Here is a 22,421-nt window from a genome sequence, read left to right as displayed (position 1 = left end):
CCCTAATTTTTCGCCAAAAAAAAGGCTCTTTATTTCAATAAAGCATTAGAAAATCCGCTTTATTGAAATAAAGAGCCTTTTTAGGTACCGAACCTAACAGCCGATACCTGGCGCGGCTTGAGGATTAGTTAATTTACCCAACCCACTGGTTAATTTCGTTCTGCAAAGCCTTGATGGTCTGGGACGGACCGTCGAGCGAGCCATCTACGGAGACACCGTAGTGCTTCTGAAGTGCAGCAATGTCAGTCGGAGAAAACTTGCCGTCTTCTGTAGCCTTGTTGCCCAGCCATTTATGCATGTAGGTTATAGCGGGTGAACCCGTGGCCTGGTAGTAGGGAACCCATTCCCAACCACCGACGATTCCAGGGCACCAGGTCTGCATAGCTGCATCCTGACCACTGATAACCCCATCGACAATAAGGTTTGCACCCATAACTGTGTTCATGAAGCGCTGGAACCCGGCTGAGGTCTCGGATCCCCACCAGCCGTCGGCCGAGATGGCGTTCGCGGAGGTTGCGGTCACGAGGGTGGAGCCGAAAGCGAGTACGCCTGCGGCAGGGACGCCCAGCGCACCGGCGCGCAGAAGGTTACGGCGAGAAAGATTGGTGTTTTCGAGTGACATAATGCATCCTTTCGTCTGCACTGCGGATAATTCCTGCATTTCCACCCTAAAATTAATTATCTAAGAATTGCAACCATAGTTTTATTCCACTAAAGCATGCATGAACGCTATATATAATTTATTCAATATTGTTATACACTTAAAAGATTCTTGATGGTAAATAAATTAGAATTACTGATTATTTGCTTTGAAAAATATTTTTAGCAAAATAAAATATAACCACTAAATTCCAACCAGCGTTATATTGTATTCTTCCGCAACCGCATCCCAATCCTTTATAAACTTCGCTGCGCGTGCCCCGGACTTACAAAACACGCCTACGCGTTCCCCGGCAAGCGGCTTCAACATGGCGCGCACCGCATCCTCGGTAGCTGCAGACAGCGGAAGGTGTAAAGAATCCGGGTACTTCACCTGGGTTTCGCGTTCGCTCTGCTCGCGCACATCCAGCAGAATCTTCGGCAGTTTATAGGCGCTCAAATCCGTCACGGGTGCCCGCTCAGGATCGGGGGAGAGGGCAAAATTCTGGAAGGTGCCGCTCAACGCCTCGTAGGTGAGCAGCCGCCCCTCAAGCGTGGGCAGCCCCGCCAGGAACTTGAGTGTTTCGGTCGCCATGAGCGATCCGATGACCGCTGTAGTAGCGCCCAGCACCCCGGCCTCGGCGCAGGATTCCAGGGTCGCGGGAGTTGTAGGGAACAGGTCGCGCAGATGTGCCGACCCCGTGCGGAAGACGCTCACGCTGCCTTGATACCGCAGCACCGACCCCCACACCAGCGGAATACCGGTTATCTCGGCGGCGTCGGCAATCAAATATTTAGTCGCAAACGTATCGGTACAATCGACGATCACCGAAGGGTTCTCCTCGGCGAGCAGGTCAAGAATCCAGGATGCCTCCAGGTACCACCGATACACCGTCACCCTCAGCGCCGGGGCAATCTCGCGGGCACGATGCGCGGCAACCTCAGCCTTCGCCCGGCCGCAATCGGCGATCCCGAACAACGGCTGGCGCTGCAGATTCGACAGCTCAATCACATCGTGATCGACGAGCGCAATCGACCCGACCCCGGCGGCGGCGAGCGCCTGCACCACGGGGCAGCCCAGGCCGCCCGCACCGATAACGAGCACATGCGCATTGGCGACCGCCTGTTGGTCGAAACCGGGCAGACGATCCTGCCGCAATACGCGCTCAGCTTCGAGAGCCTGCGCCTGCGCGGGGTCCTTTGGCGCTAGAATCTGCGGTGCGTCAGGCACCGAAGGGCGATCATACGAGGTCACATCCATGACACCAGACCCTCCGCCGGGGAGGAAGCCTTCGCGTGCTCGCGCTGAGGAATCCTGCCCGCGCCTCGCGCCAGATAGCCTGCCTCAACAGCGGCTTTCATAGCTTGCGCCATCGCCACCGGATCCTGCGCACGGTTGACCGCCGAGGCCAACAGCACACCCGAGCAGCCCAGTTCCATAGCAAACGCGGCGTCCGATGCGGTGCCAACCCCCGCATCCAGCAGCACCGGAACCGTGGCGCGGGAGCAAATCAGCTCAATATTGTGCGGGTTCAAAATGCCCAGCCCCGTGCCGATGGGTGAGCCGAGCGGCATGACCGCCGCGACTCCCACATCCTCTAGACGCCTGGCGATCACCGGGTCATCAGAGGTGTACGCCATGACCGTGAACCCTTCCGCCACCAGCGTTTCGCAGGCTGTCACGGTCTCGCACACATCCGGCAGCAGGGTATCTTCATCGCTAATCACCTCAACCTTAACCCAGTTCGTGCCCAGGGCTTCGCGTGCGAGCCGGGCGGTGATAACGGTGTCGCGTGCGGTACGGCACCCCGCCGTATTGGGTAGAGGCGCAATATTTAGCCTAGTCAGAAGCGGAAAAATGGGGGTGCCCGAGGCGTGCCTGCGCATCGCGACCGTGGTCATCTCGGTGCCGGATGCGACCAGCGCTTTTTCGAGCAGGTCCATGCTGGTGGCGCCTCCGGAACCCATAATGAGCCGGGATGAGAACTCTTTCTCAGCAATAATCATGGCCTCTACCCGCCCTGAACTGCGGTCAGCGCATCGACCCTAGCACCCTCGGGCACTTCGGTACTCGCCCACCGTGAACGCGGCACCACAGCACCATCGAGTGCGACAGCGACACCCTGATCGGTGCCCGCCTGCTGAAGAATCAGCGCCTCAAGATTCGTGGCAGAAATGTCTAATAGTTCGCCGTTATAGGTTATTTTCATGGATTATTCCTCTCGTTGTTAGTGCACAAACTGGCGGTATGTACTAGCAAATCGCGTATCAGTGCTCAAACCTATTCGGCGAGCATGGCGCGAACTCCGGCGGAATATCCCCGCCCAAAAACACCTCCGCACCGGCTTTCCCAGCGAGTGCCGCCAGTAAAATTCCGTGCCGAAAATACCCGTTTGAGATCAGCTGCCGCCGCCCGGTCGCCGTTATGCAATAGCCAAAGATCGGCAGATCATCCGGGGTTCCGGGTCGCACCCCCACATTCGACTCGATAAGCTCGCATTCCTCCACCGCAGGAACCACCCGAATCGCATCTTTGAGCAGCTGATACACGCCGTCCACACCGGGGCGTGTGCGCGTGTCCTCGCGGCTTGTCGCACCGATACACACCTCACCGCCAGGCCGTGGAATCACATAAACGGGCCGCCCGTTCACGAACCCGCGCACCACATGCTCCACCAACGGATGCGGCGCCTGCAAACGCAGAATATCGCCATAAACCGGTCGCAGTGGATACTGCTCCGCCGCGCCCAAACCGGTGCACACAATATCCCCAAAATCCGGGTCAGTCACACGCTCACGCACAAACTCGACCCCGCGTGCCTTCAGCGTCTTCACGAGAGCCTGCATAAACAGCCGGGGCGCCAGCTGATGATCGCCCTCAATCAACGCCGCACCCGCCAAATCCGGGGTAAGTGCAGGTTCCAGGGCGCGCGCCCGGCTCACGGGAATCGCCTCAGCACTGCGGTTGAGCGAACGGTAATAGTCAGAAACATCGCGCAGATGCGCCGCATCCGCACGGTCACCCGCCACCACCAACGTGCCGGTCGTATCGTAGCCGGTGGGTGCATCCGTTACCGCAGCGAGCCTGCGCATGAGCGAAGGGTACGCATTCGCGCTGGAGACCATGAGCGGGAAAAGCGCATCCTGCTGAAACTGCACTTCGGCAATAGGCGCGAGCATTCCGCCCGCAAAATAGCTGGCGCCCGTGCCGCGCTCGCCGGGGGTTGGGTCATAGACGCGCACCCGCTGGCCGCGTTCGGTAAGTTCAAAGGCGGTTATCAGCCCGATAATTCCGCCGCCCACCACGGTAATAACTTCTGCCATGATTATGCCTGCAATTCCGGGTTTTCCACGAAGGCACGCGCCATTGCAACCCCGGCAACCCCTGTTTCGCGGATGCTCGGGCAGTCTTGCGGCCAAATATCGCCGATAGCGACCACCGGAACCTCCGAGAGCTCGGCAAGTTCACGCAGCCCGTCAATACCCAGCGGCGGGCGGTTTGAGGCTTTGGTCGGGGAGGGGCGGAACGGCCCGGCACCAATGTAGTCGATCAGATCCGCAACGGCGTTAGCGCGCTCAACAAGCTCGCGGGTGCCGGTCGTGAGACCAATAATGGCGTGCTCGCCCAGCAGCCGGCGGGCATCGGCGACAGGCAGATCGTCTTGGCCGATATGTACCCCGTCTATGCGCACCCCGCGAGCGCGCAGGGCAAGGACAACATCCACCCGGTCGTCGATCAGTATCTTCTGGTGGGGGAGCGCGATGCGCGCAATCTCTTCGGCAAGAGCATACAGGTCGCGGGCGCTGATGGGCTTGGAACGCACCTGTATGCATGTAGCATGCCGTGCCCGCCGCACCGTTTCGACGGGGTTTTCGCCGGTGACCAGATACAGCGAAAGATCTAAAGGCGTGGCGGTTCCGGCGGTGTTACTGGTTGTCATGGGACCACGATTCGACTGTGAAAGTAGTGTTTCCTGCGTGCTCATGCGGGTGTCGCGGTGATTTTGCGACGATGCGGCACACGCAGATGTTTCCCACTCAGGCTAACACACAACCTTCATCTGAGTGCATAGTCACGGACTACGAGGCCGGACTACTCGACTCGATAGTATGTTACGACATGGATCGCCTAACCCGCCAGCCACGCGAACTCGAAGACTGGATCGACCGCGCAGAGCAGCGGGGGCTGCTTCTTGTCACCGCGAACGGCGATGCTGACCTGAGCACAGACGGGGGTCGCATGTACGCCCGGATTAAGGTCGCAGTCGCACACGGTGAGGTCGAGCAGAAGGGAGCTCGACAGTCCTGCGCGCAACGGCAGCGGGCCGAGCAGGGCCGACCGCCGAAGGGTTGCTGGATGGCGTTGCTTGCACAGCGAGCTCGCCTAGCGGAGGGACTAGCTCAGAACTCTCACCTGTTTCCGCATGCCTGTTTGATGTGAGTACGGGTCACGGCGCGACCCCGAGCTACCTCTTGGAGATTGGGATGTTCCGGCGTGCCATTACCGAGACTTGGCTGTCCGCCCCAGCCTCCACCTGCTTGGAGGTTCAAAATGACTGTTCAAACCACTGTCCGTCCGTCCGTATGAATCGGGTGCTTGGCCAGCTACAACGCTGGCGTACTCAATGGTCGCTGGTTCCCAGCTGAAGATGCAGCCGACGTAACGCCTGCTGACTTGCACAGGAATACCGACTCTCATGAGGAGCTATAGTACCTTGATCACGAAGGTTTCCCGCGTGGAACGGGGGGGGGGTGAACCTGTCAAAGCCTCCCTGTGGGTGCGCTATTCAATGGGTGAGCACCTCTGGGAGCCGCTCCTCACCTGGGGGAGAGAGAACGGCTCCTACGTGGAGAACCCAGACAATCTGTCTGACTTCTTCTCCTTTGAGGATCGGTACAGAGACTGCTGGCCTTCGCGCAGCGACTACCTCGTTGAGGAGATCGAGCTGATCCAAGAGGGCTGGCCTGAGGAAGCGATCTGCTACTTCGATGAGGATGCCTACGAGTACGCAAGGCTCGACTACACCGTGCTGGATGCACCTCAAGGTGAGGTGTATATGTTCAAAGATCTATGAGGCCTCAAGACCCCAGTCACCACTTAGTGACCGTGGTCATTTCTTTCTGGGGCTCCTGCTGGATGTTGCACGACGCGCTCTCGAGCAGGGGTGTGTATACGCGTAACAGTGTCGTTCCCCTGGTAAACGAGGCGAACTTGATAGCCTAGAAGGTATGGAACTGACTACCTCGCACATGAGCGTCTTCCCTGAGGAAGTGCTCTCTCGCTACCAGATATGCGAGACACGTAACGCTGCGACGATTCTACGCGCCACTAACCCGACGCTCTTCGATGAGCTTGTCGTTGTTCTCAATGGGTTCGAGGTTATCAGCGACGACTTGATCCTCGCAGGTGGTCAAGAGTCCGGTCTCGCACGCCGCTTCAACGAAAGCTTCCGCTCCCGAGGCTGGCGCGAGGCGCGCGTGGACACCGAGATCGACCTCAAGTTGCGAATTATGCCCTACAGGCCCGCTGGTGAAACGGCGGTAATCGTCACGTCATCCCTCGTGTCCAACGAAGGGTATAAGGTCGATAACTTCAAGGGTCGGGTTGCCCTCGATCTGGAGTGGAACGCCAAGGACGGCAACCTGGATCGAGACATCGGTGCTTACCGCGCGCTCTATGACGCGGGCTTCATTGACGTAGGTGTTATTGTCACCCGCACACAAAGCGATCTGCGCGCCTTCGCGACTGAGCTACGGCTCCAGCATGGAATGTCGTCGGATGAAGCGAAGAAGATGCTGGCGACAACGACCACCACGAACCTCGAGAAGCTCTTGCCTCGTATGAAACGGGGCGACGGAGGTGGCTGCCCCTTGCTCGCCATCGCGATCAGCCCGAAAACGTTCGAGAACTCGCCTACGATGCGACCTGACCTTTCTTAGGGCGTCCGCGCCCGCGAAGGGGTACCCCACTGTGTGTGAGCAATGTGCGCACGCGCGCAATTGAGTACCCCGATTGATTCGCAAGCTCCTGCACAGATGCGCCCTTGGTATACTCCTCGGCAAGGAGCTCGCCAACTCGGCCTGAGAGCCACTCGCTCATACGCTCGTTGGGCTCAAGGATCGGTAGGCGGTCGATCTCGCCACCTCCATATCCCTTCTGTGCCTTCCCCCGTGGCTCGATCTCATTACTCGCCTCGTTACCCCAGACAGACCATCCTGGACGTGCATACCGTGCGAACAGCTCCAGGTACGGACCAGGAGAACACGCCTCGATGAGGTCATACTGCTCATCCGGCTTGCGACTGTGCTCGCGCTTGCGCGTCTCGATCATGTTCACCGTTGAGCGTCCTGGCGCGAGAGTCCTCATCGAGCCCTTCACGCCGAACAGGATCGGCTCAGTGACGTTGCGGAAGTAGAAGCCGACGCCGCGACCATCGGGGCCACCATCCTTGCGACGCTTCGCCCAGATGATATTCGAGACGTACCGGAACCCCCACGCCTGCATGACCTCGAGCCCTTCAGGGAGCAGAGCGTTTGGCACCCACAGGTACAGATGAGCGTTGTCCGCAGTGACATCACCCACCCGCAGAGCCTTGATCTCGTCCAGCGACATCGTGCCGTACCGTCCGAGGCGGTGATGTTCTGGTGCAACCTTGCCCGTGCGGTTCGTGAAGCGCCACGGGGGATCGGCAAGCACGGTCTGGAACCCACCCTCTACGGTGGGCAGGGGAGCGAACTCCTCGTTTGTGTTCATTGGATCAAGCATGGATCCCAGTCTACCAAATAAAGATCTAATTGAGTAATAATAGATCTTTTCTGAGCGTGCTGTCATGCCCCCTCACAGCTTCTGCCTCATTATCAAAGCCTGGTAGTCCAGTGGGTTCTCGCCTTTGTATGCTGAACCATCGAGTCTCTTCGCTTGCTGTGCGCGCTTAGAGCGGTCGTTCTATCCACGCGGCGCTGATCCTCAAGCTCGACCCCATGATCGGCTTTGTCCTCATCTCCATCGCCCCCTTTCACTATGTTCGAAGCTCGTCGTTGATCTTCTTCGCCGCCCACCAGACGACGGGCGCAAACGCTGCAATCCCACCGAGAGTACCTACGGCTATCAGCGCTTTACTCCACCACGTGTTTGCCACAACGAACGAGCTCCAAACCCAACTCAGCAATGGTCCGAAACCAAGGGCGTAGAAGCCCCCCATCGTAAGCCTGCCGATAACTAAAAGCACTGCGGTGAGGGGGAGTAGCGCGAGGTACAACCTCTCCACGGATGCCCCTCCAGAGCCTCCAGATGGCGCTCAGCGCGCCAAACACCAGCGCCGTACAGCGCGTAGTTCCCTGCCGCCCGTACACTCGTGATGGGCTGTACATTGACTGTGCTCATAGGCTCATTTCGCCTCCGAGAAGCATGCGAACATCAGCGACTGCACCGCGAAGGATGTCCTCGTCAACAGCACTGCCAGCACGCACGACTCGATTCAAGTTCACCCTTACACGACGAACCTACTCAACTGCCCTAGCAAGCTCGGGAGGAGGCCGAGGCATCGCTGCCTGAGTAGCTAGTGCCTCGACCTCATGGTGACGGCTGTCCAGCGCGTTGCGCACGCCGCTTTATGGCGTTGTTGCTCCTCACGGGTGACGCGCACATCGATATGTGCGTCGAGTGTCACCCGCGTGGATGTCCCCTGTGTTTCCGCCACTGGAGGAGGCATCCACATCGGTGCACCCACCGCTCTCCATGAGGAGGTCTTGTGGTTGGTACACCGTAGCGTCAGCAGACACGGTGTCGGACAATCGGGGCAAACCCCTCTCCTCCAACCCGCTGCTGGCCTTCATCCTCGTTCACTGCGGGTAGGGAGGCGAAGGGAGAGGGCACATCACTCCAAGTCGCCAAGCTTGTTGTGATGATGTACATAAACTGCGAAATGAGGCGTTTTCTACGTCAGCTCTCTGAGGTATCAAGTTCTTCGAAAAGTTCCTGAGGCGAACTGTACTGCTGGGAGGTCAGCGCTCCACCCATCATGGCTCGGGTTTCTGCAATGGCCTCTTCAGTTGTTTCGTTATATTGCGGATATTCGCTCGTGGGGAAGGCCGTGTTTTCTGGGGTAGGTATGGGGGAATTATTCATAATATTCCTAACAAAAAGATTATCAACGTACTGCTACACACATAGACTTTACTGTAAATTCGATTATTTCTATCGCGGGGCTAGCTGAGGAAAATGAAAAGCCCTGGCAAATACCAGAGCATTTAAGAGCGGCTGACGGGCTGGAGGGCGCGGACTCCGAGCGAGCGAGGTACCAAATCCGCGCCTGGAAGCGATTCCCGTCTAAAATTGGGCACACGAAAACCCCTAACAGAAGCTAGGGGTTTATGTGAGCGGCTGACGGGAATCGAACCCGCGTATCAGGCTTGGGAAGCGTGCGCTCTACCATTGAGCTACAGCCGCGCATCCGTGATCGGACTTAACCTAGTGTAGCGTGTGCTGCCTCGGTTCGCACACTTTGCCGCAGATTTTTATTTTTGACTTGTCGGCTGTTCTTTTTGAGCAATGGTGAAGTATGGAGTCTGGAGTCGGTATCCTTAGAGTGTGCTTATTTCAGACCGCGATATTCGACGAGAAATTGCTGACGGCCGTATCGTACTTGAGCCGTTTGACGATTCGATGATTCAGCCGGCGAGCGTCGATGTGCGCATCGACCGCTTTTTCCGTCTGTTTGACAACCATAAGTACCCGCATATTGACCCGTCGCAGGAGCAGGAAGAACTGACTCGCCTGGTGGAAGTTGCCCCCGACGAGCCTTTTATTCTGCATCCGGGCGAGTTTGTGCTCGGTTCCACCTACGAACAGGTGACCCTGCCTGCGGATGTGGCGGCTCGCCTGGAAGGTAAGTCTTCACTCGGGCGTTTGGGGCTTTTGACCCATTCAACCGCAGGGTTCATTGACCCCGGATTTTCAGGGCACGTGACCCTGGAACTGTCTAATATGGCGACCCTGCCGGTCATGCTGTGGCCCGGGTCTAAGGTCGGTCAGCTGTGTTTCTTCCGGCTCACAAGCGAGACTGAGCATCCGTATGGTTCCGGCGCATACGGAAACCGCTACCAGGGGCAGCGCGGACCAACCGCATCGCGCAGCTACCTGAACTTTCACCGTACAGAGATCCCCGTTGAGAAATCTGGCGACTAGTCGCCGTCCGCATGATTTTTTCAAGGAGATACCTTGTCGTTCAAGACAATGGCTTTAAGCCCTGCCGGTGCCGATCTGAAGGTTATTTTTGGTCCCGGTGTTCCCGATGCGCTGCGCGAGCAGATCGTACAGACCTGGGGGAGTCTATCCCCGCGCCTCTTCGATAGTGTGCACGATGCCCTTGAGGCAACCCAGTCTGTGGCGCACGCGATTGTGCTCACGGATGGGAGCGTGAATCTGTTTGATGAGCACCCCGACCTGGTGAACCCGTTCGGGATTCTGCAGATTCTTAATATTCAGAACGAGAAGCAGGCGTTGGAGACTCTGACGTCTAATCTGACGGTTGCGATGATTCAGCAGTTGGCGGGTAAGCGTACTATGTTGCACGCCGCCGCCATTGGCGACCCTGCTACGAAGCGCGCGCTGGTGCTGGTGGGTGCTTCGGGGCGGGGGAAGACGACTGCCGCGCAGTATCTGGGGAAGAAGTTCACCTATCTGACGGACGAAACCACGATCGTGGGTGCCGACCGTGAGATTTACCCCTACCCAAAGCCGCTGTCGCTGGTTGTTTCTGACGACGAGCCGAAGGAACAGCATAACCCCGTTGAGCTGGGTCTGAACGCGGCGGACTGTGAGGATACGAGCTATACAGCCACTCGCGTCGTCATGGTGGGGCGCACCGATGAGCCCACGAAACCCTATCTTGAGCGTGTGAGCCTGGGGGATGCGCTCATGTCGATTGCCGAGCAGACCTCCGGCGTGGCGCTCAACCCCGAAGGTGTGCTCTCGATTATTCGCCTGTTTGAGCAGTGCGGCGGCGTATGGCGGCTGGTGTATTCCGAGGTTGAAGATATTGAGCCGCTCGTGCGTGAACTTCTCGCCGAGAATGCTGTGCTCCCGAACTCCGAGAGAGTGGACGAGTACGAGACCTTTGAGGTGCCCGACCGCCTGCCGAACGTATACCCTAACGGTACGCAGGTTCTTCAACGCATGTTCGGCACCACCGGGTATCTGGTGGATAGAGAAAGATTCCTGCTGCATCACGGAGATTCACTGGATGAGCTTTCCGCATTCGCGGCAGAGTGCTGGATTAACGCCGCTCACGAACTGACGGTGCGGGAGCACTACGAGGTTATGCGTGAGTTGTTTGAGGGGTTGCCCGAGGATGCGCATCGCCAGGTCGTTGAGCAGCTATCCGAAAGCGGCATACTCACGATGCGCACCGTAGATGATCCGCTGTATACCGAAGAAGACTCGAACTAAAAAACCCAATAAATACGCGAGCAGATAGCAATTCGCTATCTGCTCGCGGGTTAAGACTCGTAGGTCGGAGGGGTGTAGGTGAGTAAAGAACTACCGCTGCGCCGCCTTGGCCGCTTTCTTTTCGGCGCGGCGTGCCTTGCGCAGGTGAAGCGCTTGTGGCGATTCTAACGGCAGGGCCAGCAGCAGGCCCGCCAGCACCACGACCATAATGCCGAGAATACCCCACACCTGAGCATTAAAAATCGTGACGAACAGACCGAAGAGCAAGGGGGACAAGAAGCTAGTTGCGCGACCTGTTGTCGAATACAGCCCGAAGAGCTCACCTTCCGTACCGGGATCGGCGATACGCGCCAAGAAGGTACGCGACGAGGACTGCGCGGGTCCCACGAAAAGGGCGAGAATGAGCGCGCAAATCCAGAAGGTCATAGGGTAGGGGAACAAGAGCAGGGGCACGGCAGCAATCAGGATGCCTACCAGCGAGAAAATAATAATCTTTTTGGGGCCCAGATAGTCATCCAGGTACCCGCCCAGCACCGCGCCTACGGCAGCAACACCATTGGCGGCAACACCAAAAATAATGACATCCGAAGTACTGAATCCGAAGGAACCAGCCGCCAGCACACCGCCGAAGGTGAAGATACCGGCTAAACCATCGCGGAAGATAGCGCTGGCACACAGGAAATAGAGAGTCTGAGGGGCAGTTTTACGAAGTCTGACAATGGTGCGCCACAGTTCTTTATAGGAGGCGAATAGTCCTCCCTGCCGCGCTGGGGAAAGACGCGAGAGACCGCGTTCTAGGAACCTGAGCTCGCGGGTGGGCAGCACCTCCGGCAACACGTGTTTGCGTCGGCGCATCCGAATCAGGATGGGGGCGCAGAAGACCAGGCACCACAGGGCGGAAAACAACGTTACCGCACGAATATTGAAAGCGTTATCGGTGCTCAGGTGCAGCCCATTAGGCTCAAAAATAAACCCCCACAACACGATAATCAGGGCCACCAGACCGCCCACATAACCCGCCGACCAGCCGATTCCAGAGATTTTGCCAATATTGTTCGGGGTTGAAACTCGCGGCAGTACGGCGTTATAGTTCACGGCGGCGAATTCGCTGAAGATATTCGCCGCAGAAATCAGGATCACGCCTAACCACAGGTGCCCGGGGTTAGGTTCCACGAAGAAACACAGAGCAGAAAGAAGCACCATGCTGAGCGTGTTCACACCCAGCCAGAAGATACCTGTACCGGATTTATCGGCGCGCTGGCCGCTGACCGGAGCAAAAAACGCAATGCAGACCCCGGAGACAGTCAATCCCAAAGAGAGAGCTGCAGAAGCACTTTCGGTAGACCCGAAATAGGAGCTGGTGAGGTAGACCGTGAAGATGAAGGTCATCATGATAGTGCCAAAGCTTGATGAGCCAACATCCCACAGTACCCAGGACGTGACCGAACGGCGGCTTGTACTGTGATCGGGAACGTGTGAGGTCATAACGGATGTGTTCACTTTCGTGTAAGACGCAGCTAGGCGCCCTCAATCTGCTGCTGGTTTCGTGGCTTACCCCGGCGACACTGCCGTAGGCATCGCCTCCCAGCCTGCCGAGTGCCTTATTCTCTTCTGAACAGGCAGACTATTCAGCACATCAGAAAGGATGCGCACACCGCTGCAGCGGGAAGGCTGCGGGGGCGGCGCATCCACCCAAAATACACCGTGAAATTATGAGAAGAAACGGCGCTGTGCGCGGGCAATACCGACGCTTACCAGGGCACCCACCACGGAGGTGATGACGGTCCACACAATAACATTGCGCAGAGTGTCTTCGGACTCGGGGCCGATGGCAGGAGGTTCGTTACCGGTCACACGCTTCCACGCTGCGCCAAGACCTTTGCTTGTCAGGGCGGCGGCGGCCATATTGGCACCGGTGATAGCAATCTTTGCTACGGGGTTCATATCTTCTCCTCAAAAATCAGAAGTGACTATCCCTAGCCTATCGGCTTTGCGGCTCAGATGCAGAGAACATGACCTGTTTTAACGCGCGTATACACGAAAAATCGGGGTAAAAACTCTAGAATGTGAGAAAAAGCACAGTATTGCGGGTCTGAAAGGCGTATACTAGCGGCAAATCAAGGAATCATATTACCGACCTGCCGCACGTTCTTGTCATAAACCGATTCAAAAGCTCAACGAACTCACAGAAAACGACTCATACAGCATAGAATGTAAACGTTTATAGGCTTCGAACTCTCGAAGCAACACGACAGGGGAGCGCCGCAGACGGGCGCTGAGAGTGCAACGCAGACCCTCGAACCTGATCCGGTTAGTACCGGCGTAGGGAGTCGAAATATGTTTTCTCAACACCTCACCCGCAACGGGTGTGGATGTTCCCCTTCCAATCATGGGAGGAAAATATGTCTCAAAAATCTCGCCTCAGCTGGCGGGTCAATGAAATCGTCATCGTCTCTGTGGTCGCCGCCGCCTGCGCGGTAATCTTCTGGATCTGGGATATTGCCGTAGACCCCGCCACTAAAACACTCTTCGCGGCGGTTCCTGAATACCGACCCATCGTCGCCGGTATGTGGCTGCTCGCCGGTGTGCTCGGCGGGTACCTTATCCGCAAGCCCGGCGCCGCGCTCTACTGCGAAATCGTCGCCGCCGTCATCTCCGTATTCCTCACCGGAGGCGCCTGGAGCCAATCAATCCTCATCGCCGGATTCTTCCAGGGAATCGGCGCAGAAATCGCCTTCGCCGTGTTCGGATACCGCGTCTGGAACCTCAGCACAGCAGCCTTCGCAGGCGCACTGAGCGGGCTCTTCATGGGCGTCAACGAAATCATCATCTACTACCCAGACATGGAAATCTTCAAAGCCGTCATCTACGTGGTATGCGCGGTCGTCTCAGGAATTGTACTCGCCGGGGTACTCTCCTGGGGACTCACGAAAGCGCTCGCTAAAACCGGGGTACTCGCCTCGCTAGCCTCCGGCGTGCAGGCACGTACCGCACGCGGATAACGGGCAGGCAGGCGTATGTCACAGCCTATCTCAACGCTCAAACCCTCAAACACGGAACATCCTGAACCACCCGCAACCCAGGATGCAACCATGACCGAACCCCACAGTACCGCCCCCGATGCGCCCGCCCGCGGTGCCGCAATCGACCTTCACAACTTCGGTTGGCACCACCCCGGGCGCGAAAAACCCGCGTTCTCGAACGTGAACCTGCGCATCGAACCCGGGCAGAAAGTACTGCTGCTGGGGCCCTCCGGCGCAGGAAAATCAACGCTCCTGCACGCTATCGCCGGGGTGCTGCACGATCACGACGGGCAGAGCCAAAGCGGTAGCGCGCGCATCGACGGCGTAGACCCCGAAGACGCACGCGGACTCATCGGACTCATGCAGCAAGACCCCGAATCATCGGTCGTACTCGCCCGCGTGGGCGATGACGTAGCCTTCGGCCCCGAAAACCTCGCGGTCGCACGCGAAGAAATCTGGGCGCGCGTTGATGATGCGCTCGCCGCCGTCGGGCTCGGCTACCTGCCGCATGAGCATCCCACGAATGCGCTTTCGGGCGGGCAGAAACAACGCCTGGGGCTCGCCGGAATCCTGGCGATGCACCCGCGCGCCATTCTGCTTGACGAACCCACCGCAAACCTCGACCCCGAAGGCGTTCAGCAGGTGCGCGATGCCGTGGTGCAGGCGGTCACGGCAACCGGTGCCACCCTGATCGTCGTCGAACACCGGGTGGGCGTGTGGGCGCAGCATATGGACCGCGTCATCGTGCTTGGTGCCGATGGAGGCATCACCCACGACGGCGCGCCCGAAACCGTGCTCGCCCAAGCTCGCGAAACCCTCATCGCCAACGGTGTGTGGGTGCCCGGGTATGTTCCCGAACCCGCCGCCGCTGCGGTACCGAGCGGGCGCATGCTCCTAAGCGCCGAAAACCTTGCGATTACGCGGGAATTCCCGAGCAAAAAACAGTTACGGGCACGCCGACGACAGCTCAAAACCATGCCGGAACCCGCATCCGTACCCCTGGATATTCCTACCCTGCGCGGGGGCATTAACCTGAGCATTCGAGAAGGCGAGCACCTGAGCATTCTCGGCCCCAACGGCGCCGGAAAATCAACCCTCGCACTCACTCTCGCCGGGCTCCTCTACGCCCCCAACGGAACCCTGCACGCGCACGAAGCACTGCGCGAGTTCGACCAAAACCCAACGGCAGAAAGCTCCCTCACCCGCGAGAAAACAGCCGCCAGCTGGGATATTCCCTCCTGGACCCCCGCCCAACTGCTCGGGCGCATCGGCTACGTTTTCCAAGAACCCGAATACCAATTCGTGCGCGGCAGCGTGCGCGAAGAACTCGAACTCGGGCCACGCCGCCTCGCCGCCCTGCGCCGCGAAAAAATTGATGATGATGCGCTCGCCGCCGCCACCGCCTCCCTCGCCGAACGCTTGCGTTTAGAAGGGCTTTTAGATGCCAACCCGTTCACGCTTTCGGGCGGGCAAAAACGCCGGCTGTCGGTTGCATCCGCTTTGGCGACGGCGCCGCGCGTGCTGATTCTTGACGAACCGACTTTCGGTCAGGATGCGAGCACCTGGGGCGAACTGGTGCGCTTGATTCGCGGGCTTCTTACTGAGGGGGTTGCGGTGATCTCGGTGACTCACGATCTCGAATTTACGGCGGCTTTGGGCGGGCGGAGCATCACGCTTGAAAGCTTGCCGCATGAGCCCGCAGACCGGAGTCTTCAGGAAGGGAAGTAGCGCATGAATACCGATTTTTTCGGGCCGAGTGCTGAGCGCAACAGCTGGTTTGGCGGGCTTAACGCGGGTGTCAAATTAGTGGTTGCGGGCGTGCTGGTTCTTGCGGCAATCCTCATTCAAGACCCGATAACCGCGGGTATCATCTTTGGGCTGGAACTGCTGGGGTTTATTGCGGTCGGGTTTCGACCGGTAAACCTGCTGGCGCGCAGCTGGCCTATCCTGATCGCGGTGCTGACCACCGGCTGGAGTGTGGCGATCCTTGTTAATAAAACCGGTGCCGTACTACTCGATTTTGGGCTGAACACCATCACGGAAGGGTCGCTCGCGGCGGCGTTTTCGATGATGATTCGTTCCCTGGCGATGATTCTGCCGACCTTCGCGTTTGTGCTCTCAACAGACCCAACCGACCTGGGTGATTCGCTTGCCCAAACTTTCCGCCTGCCCGCCCGTTTCGTGCTTGCCGCGTTGGCGGCGTTACGCCTTGTCGGCATCCTATTTGGGGAGTGGAATACGCTGGGGCAGGCACGGCGTGCACGTGGGCTGGGTGCGGGTCAGGGCCCGCTCGGGCGCATCAAAACCGGTGCAGGGCAGGCCTTCGCGCTCATGGTACAGGCAATTCGCCGCGGTTCGCGCCTTGCGGTCACGATGGAGGCGCGTGGTTTCGGTACCGGCAAACGTTCCTGGGCGCGCGTGCCCGCCTATTCCCGGCGTGATGCGTATGTTGCGGTTGCCGCCGCCGTGATCGTGGCGTGCGCCTACGGGGTTTCGCTGGGACTAGGAACCTTGCGTTTCTTGTGGCAGTAGCCGCACCGAAGCTGCCGCCAGGTACTCGGGTCTGAAAAACCGGGCTGAGGTAGCGGCGCAAGTATCAGCCTTGCGCCGCTCCCTGTACCTTAGCCCTGTGCCAGGTATTCCAAGAACCGGTGCGTGAGCTGCGCATCGTGCGCTAACGCCGTACCGTTCAGGTGCGTGACCGGGGCGAGCAGACGCACCGACGAGGCGAGCCACACCCCATCTGACTCGAAAAGATCCTGCGGGTACAGCGGACCGTAGCCTAGCTCCCAGCCGTCGCGCCGCGCCGCCTCAAAAATAGCGCCCTGCGTGGTACCGGGCAGGATTCCGTGGTTCGGTTCGGGGGTGTACAGCGTCTTTACACCGTTTTCGATACGCGCCATCAGTACCGACGAAGTTGCCCCCTCCAGAATGCGGCGGTTGTCGGTCATAAAAATCGCGTCATCCGCACCCCGGCTGTGCACATACCGCAAAACCGCCATATTGACTGCGTACGACAGGGTTTTCGCGCCCGCCAACAGCCACGGGTATGCGGTGTTGTCGGCGGGGTCGTGCCCGCGCGGCAGCAGCATGGCCTTCACGCCGTTCTGTCGCTGATTCACGGTAGTTTCGGGTACCGGGGATGCGATGAGCAGGGTGTATGGCCCGGCGGGCATTCCCGCAGAAGCATTCGGCAGCCCGCGCGAGATAATGATTTTGACAATATGCTCTTCGCCAAGTTCCGTGTGAGCGCCGGGTACGGCCTGGGTGAGAAGGTTTGCCAGCGCATCCCGAAGCTGGCGCAGGTCGGGTTCGGGCAGGTCGAGCATACGCGCCGAAGATTCGAGTCGGGCGAGGTGCATATCAAGTTTTCGTACCCGCCGATCAACGGCGAGCATGGTCTCAAAAACGCCGTCGCCACGGGTAAATCCTTGGTCTTCCACGCCGATAAGCGGCTGGGTGGGGTCTACGGAAACGCCTTGCGGGTTTTCTGAATTTAGGAGTATCACGGAACTAGTCATGTTTCCAGTGTAGTGGCTCACGTGCCCTCACAGCAGTGCACGCCGAGCGGGCCCAGCTCCCAGGTGGCGTTTTCGGCGATAAAGTATATGTCTGCCTCGGCGATGTCCTCGAAGGTTTCGGGGTTGTCGTTGTCCCCTTCGATATCGAGCCCGATTTTGCCGTCCCGTTCGAGAACATGAACCCCGCTGCATATGCTGATGAACGGGCCTTGCACCCGGTAGTCCGAAATATCTTCCAGGGTTACGGTGACGTGCCGCCAGACGTCGTCGGTAGCGGCCTTCTCCCAGCCGCCGTCTACATGGGTCCGGTCCACCGCGCAGAATCGCAGACGAACAGCTGTTCCCTTTGCATAGGTTACGGTGATCGAATCCAGCCAGCAGTCGTAGAAGTGGTTGAACCGTTTGATGATCTCTGCACTTGTGAGGTTTTCGTCAGTGCTCACGGTCAGCCTCCTTAAAAATCTTAGGATTTATCAGGATACCAGCAGCTAGGGCGATTACGAGGAGAAGCGGGTTTCTGCTCGAAAATGATGATATTTTTTCACCTTTTCGGCAAAAACCCGCTTCTTGGGGATCAAAGTCTTAACACGCTCGATGCGAAGCGCTAGCGCCCACCTTCGCCGCCGTCTGCCGCATAGTCGGCGTCCTTACGCGGGGTTGTGAAGAGCACGAGTGCTGTCATCAGTGCGAAGCCCAGAATTGAGAACGCCATCGGCATATAGGAGCCCTCGCCGCCCAGCGAAACCAGGGGCGCGGCAAGTCCGCCCAGAAGCGCCTGAATCGTGCCCATCACGGCGGATGCGCGCATCCGGCGTAAGTGGCGTGGGTGCTAAACTTTTTTGCCGCCGCTGGGCACATAAAAAGCCTTGTTCGTGAATAAAGCTGGATTTCTAACTCTTTATTCACGTTTCAAGGCTCTTTATCTCAGGGGAGGGTAAACACGGGTACAGCAAACGGCAGGGTAGAGGGCTACTACGCCGTGCGGTAGATGATGTCCGCCTGCGCATACGTGGCGGAGTATGCAGCGAGGAGGGCTTCTTCCTGCGCCGCCCAGCGTTCCCAGTGCGGGCGGTACATATCGCCGTCGCGGTTTATAGCCCGCCTGTACCGCAGCTCGTCGGGCGCCCTCACCACGATGCGCACATCGCAGGTACCGGCGATTGCCCCCACACCCTCACAGATAATCACGGTTTCCTGAGCGGGGTCGATCGTGTGTTCGGTGCCGGGCGCATCCGCGTGCCAGTCCCATTCCCGGTAGCTGGCGGGCTTGCCGCTGCGCAGGTTCCGCGAGATTTTCTGCCACGCTTTTGTGCCTTCCTCAAGCCCGTCCCAGCCGGGGTAGATAGAGTCTAGGTGGAGCACGCGCACACCGATTCCTTCGGCAGATAAGGACTGCTCTAGGAGCTCAGAGAGCCTTGTTTTGCCACTTCCGCTGCGCCCGTCGATACCGATGATAAGCGGTAATGCGGCGTCGCTGAGGGCGTTGGTATCGAGTGGTATCCCGTCTTCGTCGGTAGGCGGCAGGGCGAGTCCGCGGTATGTTTTCAGGCAGAATTCCAAGATTTCTTCAACGTTGTTGGTTTCGTAGCCGTTGCCGAAACCTGTGCTCCACACACCCATGCGTTAGTCCTGCGGGGTTGCGCTCAGCTCGGCGATCAGCGCCCGCGCCGCGGTGTCGATAAGCTCGGTCGTGTACTCGAAGTCGCGCATCTGCCCGTACCAGGGGTCGTAGATGCCCAGCTCGTCCAGGTTTTTGCCCGCCATTGCGGGGTCGAAGGAGCGCATCATACGGATTTTGGCTTTGTCGTCTTCGGTGCGCGCAAGCTGTTTCAGGTGCAGGTAGTGCGGGGTGTCCATCGCCAGAATCAGGTCGTAGCGGTCGAAGTCTTCGGCAACGAATCTGGATGCGCGGTGCCCACTGGGGTCGATGCCGCGCGCGGTGAGTATGCGCCCGGCGCGGGTGTCGATGGGGTTGCCGATCTCGTAGTCCGTGATGGCGGAGGACGCAACCTCAACCTCAAGCCCCGCCTGGCGCGCGTGCTCACGAATCAGGTACTCGCCCACGGGGGAGCGGCAAATATTTCCGGTGCAGACAGTCATGATGCGGTACATGGTTTTAAGTGTATGCCAGCGGAACAGGAAAGGCAGCGGTATTAGGGCTGCCTGCCGAAGCGTCGTTTCTATTCAGAAGAGTTTTTTGCATTCAGAAGAGCTTATCGCTTCTGAATGCAAAAAACTCTTCTAGATAGGCAGGCAAGTTTTGGCTGTTACACCTCAAAACGGGTTTTAGCCTCGCGCAAGTACGCCTCCCACAGAGCATAGAGTCTGTCGATGTTCTCTTGGCGAGTGTATGTTGAAGGGTCATAGTCGGTCGGGGGCATGTATCGCACGAACGGGGTCACATCCTTGGGGTAGCCAAAATCGGCGTAAAGAATTTCTACCTCGCCCAGCGGGTCGTCAAAGTTCTTGCGGTGCTCATACACATGTTTGAGTAGCAGGTACAGCCAGAGCGCGTGGCGGGGGTCGGTGCTTCCGGGGTCGGGGTTGGTGAGTTCAGGGGAGTCTTCGTGCTGCGCGAGTTCGGACAGAATCCCATCAACCCGGTAGGCGTGTTCGGGTTTGCACTGGTAGAGCTTGTATTCTAGGTCACTGGAGTCTTCCTTCAGCCGATCGGATGCGTATCGCAGAATATCCGCGCGGCTGATGTATCCCTGCGCGAGCCCCCAGCGTAAACCCTGCCAGGTGAGGGCACTCTTTCTGATACCTTCATAGCCTATGTAATACGTACTCAGCATCTAGTAGTTGCTTCCCATCTTTGTAGCCCCGCGAGTAACACAGCATTTGGCGTATTACCAACCCCCTAGGGGATGTAAGCTGCGTTATTCAAGACGGTTTTAGCTGTCGTTGCTGTTGTTATCTTCCTGATCGGAAGGTTCGTCCGGGTCGAAAAGTATCGCACCTTTGGGGATCCTGAACGTAACGCCGTTGTATTCTTGTTCTTCGGTGTCGATTTTGCAGCTCTTAGGAGAGACATCGAAGTTATAATTTTTTGGATTGACCTTATAAGAGAACCTCGCTTTATAGGTTTTATTGTCTAGTGTGTATACAAATATTGGTTCGTATTTGAAGGTCGCCAAGGAGAAGTTAGCGTCCTGGGTGAAGGTCGCCCAGGAGAAGTCAGCACGCCAGGTGAAGGTCGCCCCGATGAAGTCAGCACGCCAGGTGAAGGTCGCCTTGAAGAAGTCAGCCTCCTGGGCGAAGGTCGCTCCGGAGAAATTTAATGAAGCACCGAAATATCTGTTGATGAAGTTAACAGGATAGAAGAAATGGGCGTGTGAGAAGTCATAATCAAAATCTGACCAAGAGCTTGATTCTGAATAATTTTTAGATAGGTGCTCGCGTATTTCTTTGATGATGCTTTGACGTATCTGGCATTCTTCTTCTAAAGCGGCTTTTTCTTGGGCAAAGGCTCGCTTGTCTGCATCAAACTTGTCTTTATCTCCGGCGAAATCTTCCTGTAGGTCTTTTGCGTAGGGTTCATCTAGTTGCTCGGCGCGTTCTGCAAGAAGGAAAGGTGAGCGGATATAGGCGCAGAGATTGTTGATAATGACTTGACCTTCTTTGCGGCGTTCCTCAATATTGGGGATGGCTATTTCATCTGCTAACCATTCATCCACCAGCCCCACGAGAGTGTAGACGCCGCCAAGGCGGATAGAGGCTTTATCGTTGGAAAGCTGTTCAATCGCTGTGGTGTATCGACTACGTCGCTCAGCGTGTACCTGTCGTATATAATCCTGCTTGTTTTTGGCTTTATCTGCTTCGATTTTTTCGCGTTCCTTTGCGATGGTTTCGGTAAATTGGCGAGCTTGTTCGTCGAGCATCTTTGTCTGGTGACTTTGTGATGCCTGATAGTTCTGAATATCGGCGTCCGCTTTTATTCTGTCTGTTGTGTTTTTGCGATGCGTCTCTACGAGTCCCAGAACAGCAATAGTGCCACCGGTGACATAGAGGATGTGAAGGCGAAGATTCGCATCGGTTTCACCAGTCAAACCTGTAACGTAGAGTAGCCAGGTTCCAAAAATTGCCAGAACGCCACCGCTAACTGCGAGCCAGACTAATAGTCGTACAAAGTGCTTACTAACAAAGTTCTCAGTTTTACCAGCAGGGTTGGTGGTGTTGGTTTCTTCATTATCTCTTGGTGTTTCTACCATCTTGATGTACTCCTAAGGGTCAGTGATTTTCTTTTTTGCAAGGAAATTTAATCTGTCATTTTATGTGGGTATACCGTTAACTGTCACCGTTGTCTTCCTGCTCAGAAGGTTCGTCTGGATCGAAGAGGGTCGCACCTTTGGGGATAGTGAAATTAACGCCGTTATGTTCTTGTTCTTCGGTCTCGATTTTGTAGGGGCTATCATACGAAACCTCGAAGTTATAATCTTTCGGTTCGGCCTTGTAGGAGAACCTCGCTTTATAGGTTTTATTATCTAGCGTGTATTCAAATTTTGGTTTATCTTCGAAGGTCGCTGCGGAGAAGTCTGCGTTCTGGGTGAAGGTCGCCCCGGAGAATTTAGCGTATCCGATGAATTTCGCCCTAGAGAAGCTAGCCTCGGTAAATTTCGCTGCGGAGAAGTTAGTGTACCCGATGAATTTCGCTGCGGAGAAGTTAGCGTTTTTGGTGAATTCCGCTGCGGAGAATTTAGCGTACCCGATGAATTTCGCCCTAAAGAAGTGAGCGAATCTGGTGAATTTTACCTCGGAGAAGTCTGCGTTCTGGGTGAAGGTCGCTGC

General features: G+C 57.3%; 28 protein-coding genes, 1 tRNA gene and 1 riboswitch. Of the genes, 9 read left to right on the top strand and 20 right to left on the bottom strand.

Annotated elements, in window-relative coordinates; translation table 11 throughout:
* Nucleotides 1-133: 133 nt before the first annotated feature.
* From HMPREF3164_RS07485 to HMPREF3164_RS07460, 6 genes are all read right to left on the bottom strand, one after another.
* On the bottom strand, nt 134-622 hold the full coding sequence (locus HMPREF3164_RS07485) for a chemotaxis protein CheA (RefSeq protein ID WP_070450098.1): 489 nt from the start codon (nt 620-622) through the stop codon (nt 134-136).
* Nucleotides 623-844: 222 nt separating this feature from the next.
* Nucleotides 845-1,900 (bottom strand): ThiF family adenylyltransferase, encoded by a 1,056-nt coding sequence (locus HMPREF3164_RS07480; protein ID WP_070450095.1) that lies wholly within the window; start codon nt 1,898-1,900, stop codon nt 845-847.
* Nucleotides 1,891-2,646, bottom strand: coding sequence for a thiazole synthase (locus HMPREF3164_RS07475; RefSeq protein WP_004005994.1), 756 nt, complete (start codon nt 2,644-2,646; stop codon nt 1,891-1,893). The genes HMPREF3164_RS07480 and HMPREF3164_RS07475 overlap by 10 nt, the downstream gene beginning before the upstream one ends.
* A 5-nt stretch (nt 2,647-2,651) precedes the next feature.
* The gene (gene thiS / locus HMPREF3164_RS07470; RefSeq protein WP_023133218.1) at nt 2,652-2,849 is read right to left on the bottom strand and encodes a sulfur carrier protein ThiS; all 198 of its coding nucleotides are present in this window, start codon (nt 2,847-2,849) and stop codon (nt 2,652-2,654) included.
* A 58-nt stretch (nt 2,850-2,907) separates the two neighbouring features.
* Nucleotides 2,908-3,963: a glycine oxidase ThiO gene (gene thiO / locus HMPREF3164_RS07465; protein ID WP_070450093.1), complete on the bottom strand. Its 1,056-nt coding sequence runs from the start codon at nt 3,961-3,963 to the stop codon at nt 2,908-2,910.
* Nucleotides 3,964-3,965: 2 nt separating this feature from the next.
* The gene (locus tag HMPREF3164_RS07460) at nt 3,966-4,580 is read right to left on the bottom strand and encodes a thiamine phosphate synthase (RefSeq protein WP_070450090.1); all 615 of its coding nucleotides are present in this window, start codon (nt 4,578-4,580) and stop codon (nt 3,966-3,968) included.
* 71 nt (nt 4,581-4,651) lie between these two features.
* Between HMPREF3164_RS07460 and HMPREF3164_RS07455 the strand changes: the two genes are divergently transcribed.
* The 4 genes from HMPREF3164_RS07455 to HMPREF3164_RS07445 all read left to right on the top strand — a co-directional run bounded on the left by HMPREF3164_RS07455 (nt 4,652) and on the right by HMPREF3164_RS07445 (nt 6,579).
* Nucleotides 4,652-5,080, top strand: a complete 429-nt coding sequence (locus tag HMPREF3164_RS07455; protein ID WP_070450086.1) for a recombinase family protein — start codon at nt 4,652-4,654, stop codon at nt 5,078-5,080.
* Nucleotides 5,081-5,236: 156 nt separating this feature from the next.
* The gene (locus tag HMPREF3164_RS11565) at nt 5,237-5,350 is read left to right on the top strand and encodes an antirestriction protein ArdA (protein ID WP_168160761.1); all 114 of its coding nucleotides are present in this window, start codon (nt 5,237-5,239) and stop codon (nt 5,348-5,350) included.
* Between the two features lie 136 nt (nt 5,351-5,486).
* On the top strand, nt 5,487-5,714 hold the full coding sequence (locus HMPREF3164_RS11075) for a hypothetical protein (protein WP_141744116.1): 228 nt from the start codon (nt 5,487-5,489) through the stop codon (nt 5,712-5,714).
* 154 nt (nt 5,715-5,868) lie between these two features.
* The gene (locus HMPREF3164_RS07445; RefSeq protein WP_070450080.1) at nt 5,869-6,579 is read left to right on the top strand and encodes a BglII/BstYI family type II restriction endonuclease; all 711 of its coding nucleotides are present in this window, start codon (nt 5,869-5,871) and stop codon (nt 6,577-6,579) included.
* On the opposite strand, the gene HMPREF3164_RS07440 is transcribed toward HMPREF3164_RS07445, so the two are convergent.
* The 4 genes from HMPREF3164_RS07440 to HMPREF3164_RS07425 all read right to left on the bottom strand — a co-directional run bounded on the left by HMPREF3164_RS07440 (nt 6,554) and on the right by HMPREF3164_RS07425 (nt 9,088).
* Nucleotides 6,554-7,405: an MT-A70 family methyltransferase gene (locus HMPREF3164_RS07440; RefSeq protein WP_023133224.1), complete on the bottom strand. Its 852-nt coding sequence runs from the start codon at nt 7,403-7,405 to the stop codon at nt 6,554-6,556. The genes HMPREF3164_RS07445 and HMPREF3164_RS07440 overlap by 26 nt on opposite strands.
* A gap of 453 nt (nt 7,406-7,858) precedes the next feature.
* Complete coding sequence (locus HMPREF3164_RS11205; RefSeq protein WP_168160760.1) at nt 7,859-8,023, bottom strand: hypothetical protein; 165 nt, start codon at nt 8,021-8,023, stop codon at nt 7,859-7,861.
* Nucleotides 8,024-8,581: 558 nt separating this feature from the next.
* Nucleotides 8,582-8,767, bottom strand: a complete 186-nt coding sequence (locus HMPREF3164_RS07430) for a hypothetical protein (protein WP_070450076.1) — start codon at nt 8,765-8,767, stop codon at nt 8,582-8,584.
* Between the two features lie 250 nt (nt 8,768-9,017).
* Nucleotides 9,018-9,088: transfer RNA gene (locus HMPREF3164_RS07425), tRNA-Gly, on the bottom strand.
* A gap of 141 nt (nt 9,089-9,229) precedes the next feature.
* Between HMPREF3164_RS07425 and dcd the strand changes: the two genes are divergently transcribed.
* Complete coding sequence (gene dcd, locus HMPREF3164_RS07420) at nt 9,230-9,826, top strand: dCTP deaminase (protein WP_004005998.1); 597 nt, start codon at nt 9,230-9,232, stop codon at nt 9,824-9,826.
* Nucleotides 9,827-9,859: 33 nt separating this feature from the next.
* Nucleotides 9,860-11,089: a hypothetical protein gene (locus tag HMPREF3164_RS07415; RefSeq protein WP_246822646.1), complete on the top strand. Its 1,230-nt coding sequence runs from the start codon at nt 9,860-9,862 to the stop codon at nt 11,087-11,089.
* A gap of 90 nt (nt 11,090-11,179) precedes the next feature.
* Here the strand turns inward: HMPREF3164_RS07415 and HMPREF3164_RS07410 are convergent, their stop codons facing one another.
* Both HMPREF3164_RS07410 and HMPREF3164_RS07405 read right to left on the bottom strand, forming a co-directional pair.
* Complete coding sequence (locus HMPREF3164_RS07410; protein ID WP_070450070.1) at nt 11,180-12,574, bottom strand: MFS transporter; 1,395 nt, start codon at nt 12,572-12,574, stop codon at nt 11,180-11,182.
* A 225-nt stretch (nt 12,575-12,799) separates the two neighbouring features.
* The gene (locus HMPREF3164_RS07405; RefSeq protein WP_070450067.1) at nt 12,800-13,033 is read right to left on the bottom strand and encodes a DUF4235 domain-containing protein; all 234 of its coding nucleotides are present in this window, start codon (nt 13,031-13,033) and stop codon (nt 12,800-12,802) included.
* Nucleotides 13,034-13,332: 299 nt separating this feature from the next.
* A riboswitch (TPP riboswitch) is annotated at nt 13,333-13,435 on the top strand.
* A 56-nt stretch (nt 13,436-13,491) separates the two neighbouring features.
* Between HMPREF3164_RS07405 and HMPREF3164_RS07400 the strand changes: the two genes are divergently transcribed.
* The 3 genes from HMPREF3164_RS07400 (at nt 13,492) to HMPREF3164_RS07390 (ending at nt 16,644) form a co-directional block, all read left to right on the top strand.
* Nucleotides 13,492-14,091 (top strand): ECF transporter S component, encoded by a 600-nt coding sequence (locus tag HMPREF3164_RS07400; protein WP_004006002.1) that lies wholly within the window; start codon nt 13,492-13,494, stop codon nt 14,089-14,091.
* A gap of 90 nt (nt 14,092-14,181) precedes the next feature.
* A complete protein-coding gene (locus HMPREF3164_RS07395) occupies nt 14,182-15,840 on the top strand; it encodes an ABC transporter ATP-binding protein (RefSeq protein ID WP_070450162.1) in 1,659 nt (552 codons plus the stop codon).
* Between the two features lie 3 nt (nt 15,841-15,843).
* The gene (locus tag HMPREF3164_RS07390; protein ID WP_070450064.1) at nt 15,844-16,644 is read left to right on the top strand and encodes an energy-coupling factor transporter transmembrane component T family protein; all 801 of its coding nucleotides are present in this window, start codon (nt 15,844-15,846) and stop codon (nt 16,642-16,644) included.
* Between the two features lie 89 nt (nt 16,645-16,733).
* On the opposite strand, the gene HMPREF3164_RS07385 is transcribed toward HMPREF3164_RS07390, so the two are convergent.
* The 8 genes from HMPREF3164_RS07385 to HMPREF3164_RS07350 all read right to left on the bottom strand — a co-directional run.
* A complete protein-coding gene (locus HMPREF3164_RS07385; RefSeq protein WP_070450061.1) occupies nt 16,734-17,633 on the bottom strand; it encodes an aminotransferase class IV in 900 nt (299 codons plus the stop codon).
* Between the two features lie 17 nt (nt 17,634-17,650).
* The gene (locus HMPREF3164_RS07380; RefSeq protein WP_070450058.1) at nt 17,651-18,076 is read right to left on the bottom strand and encodes a regucalcin; all 426 of its coding nucleotides are present in this window, start codon (nt 18,074-18,076) and stop codon (nt 17,651-17,653) included.
* 161 nt (nt 18,077-18,237) lie between these two features.
* Nucleotides 18,238-18,441 carry a hypothetical protein gene (locus HMPREF3164_RS07375; protein WP_070450055.1) on the bottom strand — a complete coding sequence of 68 codons (204 nt, stop codon included), beginning with the start codon at nt 18,439-18,441 and terminating at the stop codon, nt 18,238-18,240.
* Nucleotides 18,442-18,605: 164 nt separating this feature from the next.
* Nucleotides 18,606-19,253 carry a nucleoside/nucleotide kinase family protein gene (locus tag HMPREF3164_RS07370; protein ID WP_083296721.1) on the bottom strand — a complete coding sequence of 216 codons (648 nt, stop codon included), beginning with the start codon at nt 19,251-19,253 and terminating at the stop codon, nt 18,606-18,608.
* Between the two features lie 3 nt (nt 19,254-19,256).
* Nucleotides 19,257-19,745 (bottom strand): low molecular weight protein-tyrosine-phosphatase, encoded by a 489-nt coding sequence (locus HMPREF3164_RS07365; protein WP_070450052.1) that lies wholly within the window; start codon nt 19,743-19,745, stop codon nt 19,257-19,259.
* A gap of 155 nt (nt 19,746-19,900) precedes the next feature.
* On the bottom strand, nt 19,901-20,428 hold the full coding sequence (locus HMPREF3164_RS07360) for a DUF2247 family protein (protein WP_070450049.1): 528 nt from the start codon (nt 20,426-20,428) through the stop codon (nt 19,901-19,903).
* Between the two features lie 99 nt (nt 20,429-20,527).
* Nucleotides 20,528-21,844 carry a hypothetical protein gene (locus HMPREF3164_RS07355; RefSeq protein ID WP_070450045.1) on the bottom strand — a complete coding sequence of 439 codons (1,317 nt, stop codon included), beginning with the start codon at nt 21,842-21,844 and terminating at the stop codon, nt 20,528-20,530.
* A gap of 76 nt (nt 21,845-21,920) precedes the next feature.
* Nucleotides 21,921-22,421 (bottom strand): pentapeptide repeat-containing protein (locus HMPREF3164_RS07350; RefSeq protein ID WP_210398378.1); only part of this gene is annotated, 501 nt, incomplete at its 5' end.

It is taken from the genome of Rothia sp. HMSC08A08 (genome assembly GCF_001808385.1).
In the GTDB taxonomy this organism is placed as follows: domain Bacteria; phylum Actinomycetota; class Actinomycetes; order Actinomycetales; family Micrococcaceae; genus Rothia; species Rothia dentocariosa.
Note: the sequence above shows the minus strand (reverse complement) of the source record. Positions and strands in the feature narration are given on the sequence as shown.

Coding starts and splice junctions, on each gene's coding strand:
- HMPREF3164_RS07485 (WP_070450098.1), bottom strand. CDS start 622: ATGTCACTCGAAAACACCAATCTTTCTCGCCGTAACCTTCTGCGCGCC.
- HMPREF3164_RS07480 (WP_070450095.1), bottom strand. CDS start 1,900: ATGGATGTGACCTCGTATGATCGCCCTTCGGTGCCTGACGCACCGCAG.
- HMPREF3164_RS07475 (WP_004005994.1), bottom strand. CDS start 2,646: ATGATTATTGCTGAGAAAGAGTTCTCATCCCGGCTCATTATGGGTTCC.
- thiS (WP_023133218.1), bottom strand. CDS start 2,849: ATGAAAATAACCTATAACGGCGAACTATTAGACATTTCTGCCACGAAT.
- thiO (WP_070450093.1), bottom strand. CDS start 3,963: ATGGCAGAAGTTATTACCGTGGTGGGCGGCGGAATTATCGGGCTGATA.
- HMPREF3164_RS07460 (WP_070450090.1), bottom strand. CDS start 4,580: ATGACAACCAGTAACACCGCCGGAACCGCCACGCCTTTAGATCTTTCG.
- HMPREF3164_RS07455 (WP_070450086.1), top strand. CDS start 4,652: ATGCGGCACACGCAGATGTTTCCCACTCAGGCTAACACACAACCTTCA.
- HMPREF3164_RS07445 (WP_070450080.1), top strand. CDS start 5,869: ATGGAACTGACTACCTCGCACATGAGCGTCTTCCCTGAGGAAGTGCTC.
- HMPREF3164_RS07440 (WP_023133224.1), bottom strand. CDS start 7,405: ATGCTTGATCCAATGAACACAAACGAGGAGTTCGCTCCCCTGCCCACC.
- HMPREF3164_RS11205 (WP_168160760.1), bottom strand. CDS start 8,023: ATGAGCACAGTCAATGTACAGCCCATCACGAGTGTACGGGCGGCAGGG.
- HMPREF3164_RS07430 (WP_070450076.1), bottom strand. CDS start 8,767: ATGAATAATTCCCCCATACCTACCCCAGAAAACACGGCCTTCCCCACG.
- HMPREF3164_RS07410 (WP_070450070.1), bottom strand. CDS start 12,574: ATGACCTCACACGTTCCCGATCACAGTACAAGCCGCCGTTCGGTCACG.
- HMPREF3164_RS07405 (WP_070450067.1), bottom strand. CDS start 13,033: ATGAACCCCGTAGCAAAGATTGCTATCACCGGTGCCAATATGGCCGCC.
- HMPREF3164_RS07400 (WP_004006002.1), top strand. CDS start 13,492: ATGTCTCAAAAATCTCGCCTCAGCTGGCGGGTCAATGAAATCGTCATC.
- HMPREF3164_RS07395 (WP_070450162.1), top strand. CDS start 14,182: ATGACCGAACCCCACAGTACCGCCCCCGATGCGCCCGCCCGCGGTGCC.
- HMPREF3164_RS07390 (WP_070450064.1), top strand. CDS start 15,844: ATGAATACCGATTTTTTCGGGCCGAGTGCTGAGCGCAACAGCTGGTTT.
- HMPREF3164_RS07385 (WP_070450061.1), bottom strand. CDS start 17,633: ATGACTAGTTCCGTGATACTCCTAAATTCAGAAAACCCGCAAGGCGTT.
- HMPREF3164_RS07375 (WP_070450055.1), bottom strand. CDS start 18,441: ATGCGCGCATCCGCCGTGATGGGCACGATTCAGGCGCTTCTGGGCGGA.
- HMPREF3164_RS07370 (WP_083296721.1), bottom strand. CDS start 19,253: ATGGGTGTGTGGAGCACAGGTTTCGGCAACGGCTACGAAACCAACAAC.
- HMPREF3164_RS07365 (WP_070450052.1), bottom strand. CDS start 19,745: ATGTACCGCATCATGACTGTCTGCACCGGAAATATTTGCCGCTCCCCC.
- HMPREF3164_RS07360 (WP_070450049.1), bottom strand. CDS start 20,428: ATGCTGAGTACGTATTACATAGGCTATGAAGGTATCAGAAAGAGTGCC.
- HMPREF3164_RS07355 (WP_070450045.1), bottom strand. CDS start 21,844: ATGGTAGAAACACCAAGAGATAATGAAGAAACCAACACCACCAACCCT.